Below are 1221 nucleotides of genomic sequence, written 5' to 3'. Positions count from 1 at the left end.
CGCCCCGAACAGACCGCACACCACACCGCGCAACTCGCCCCTACAGGCATCTGCATGGTCCTGAATAGATCGTGAACAGGCTCTGAGACCCGATCACGCCATCCGCTTCACCGCTCCAACCCATTTCTCGAACGACTTCATCTGGTCGCCCACGAACTTGCGCGTCGTCTCATCGGTGCAATGGCCTTCGGCATCGAACTTGCCCCCCGAGCCGCCGATGAACACCTCGGGCTTCGCCAGCACCATCGCATTCACGAACAGCATCACGCGCCGCACGTCGTACTGAACGCGTGCGCCGCCGAGCGGACCGGGAGATGCCGAGAGAAGCGCCACCGGTTTGTGCGCGAAGGGCTGGTCCTCGCCCCGGCTGAGCCAGTCGATCACATTCTTGAAGGCGCCCGGGATCGAGAAGTTGTATTCGGGCGTGGCGATGACCAGGCCGTCGGCCCGCGCAATGCGCTCGCGCAGCGCCTGCACCGGAGCCGGGTAGCCCTTGGCAAAGACATCTGCATCGAACGAAGGCACTTCGCGCCATTCGACGACATCCAGCCGCATGGATTCCGGCATCAGCGAGCCGGCGAGTTTCAGGGCCGCCCGGTTGACGGATCCGCTGCGAAGGCTGCCGCACAGGCCGACGATGTCCAGAGTGCTCATGGTGTGTTCCTTGTTTCTCTCTCGCCGGTTGCCTCAGGGCGCCAGCACCAGCTTGCCGAGCGATGTGCCGGCGTCGAGGAGCTCGTGCGCCCGGCGCACATCACCCAATGCCATCACCGTGGTTCGCGGCGCGCGGATGCGGCCGGCGGCCATCAACGCGATGGCGCTCTCCATCAGGCCCCGGCGGCGCGCACGGTCGCTGTCGAAGGTGTGGATCGAGAAGGTGCGGACCGCCAGGCTCCGGCTCAGCAGCGCGCGCAGCGCCATGAACACGTCGCCCGCCGGCGGGCCGCTCGCGATGTTGTATGACACTGCCGTGCCGAACGGCGCGAGCGAACGGATGCATGCCATGAACAGCTCGCCGCCGATGTGGTCGAAGGCCAGGTCGACCCCGCGCCCACCGGTCTGCGCCATGACCTGCTGCGGCAACTCCGTCGCCCGGCCGTCGACCAGCACGCTCACGCCGTTCGCCAACGCGTACGCGCGTTTTTCTTCCGTCGATGCGGTGCCGATCACCTGCATGCCGTGGTGCCGCGCGATCTGCACCAGCGCCGTGGCCACGCCGCC

Annotated in this window: 2 protein-coding genes; both read right to left on the bottom strand. The window is 67.0% G+C overall.

Annotated elements, in window-relative coordinates; translation table 11 throughout:
* Positions 1-93: 93 nt before the first annotated feature.
* Positions 94-654: an NADPH-dependent FMN reductase gene (locus AC1DXX_RS33335; protein ID WP_478138473.1), complete on the bottom strand. Its 561-nt coding sequence runs from the start codon at positions 652-654 to the stop codon at positions 94-96.
* A 33-nt stretch (positions 655-687) separates the two neighbouring features.
* Positions 688-1221 (bottom strand): zinc-binding dehydrogenase (locus AC1DXX_RS33330; RefSeq protein ID WP_478138472.1); only part of this gene is annotated, 534 nt, incomplete at its 5' end.

Source organism: Variovorax sp. P4_B10 (genome assembly GCF_056402375.1).
The sequence above is the reverse complement of the archived record's forward strand: the minus strand, read 5'-3'. Positions and strand labels throughout refer to the sequence as shown.

What these genes read in the sequence shown, in the direction of transcription:
- AC1DXX_RS33335 (WP_478138473.1), bottom strand. Translation starts at nt 654, where the DNA reads ATGAGCACTCTGGACATCGTCGGCCTGTGCGGCAGCCTTCGCAGCGGA.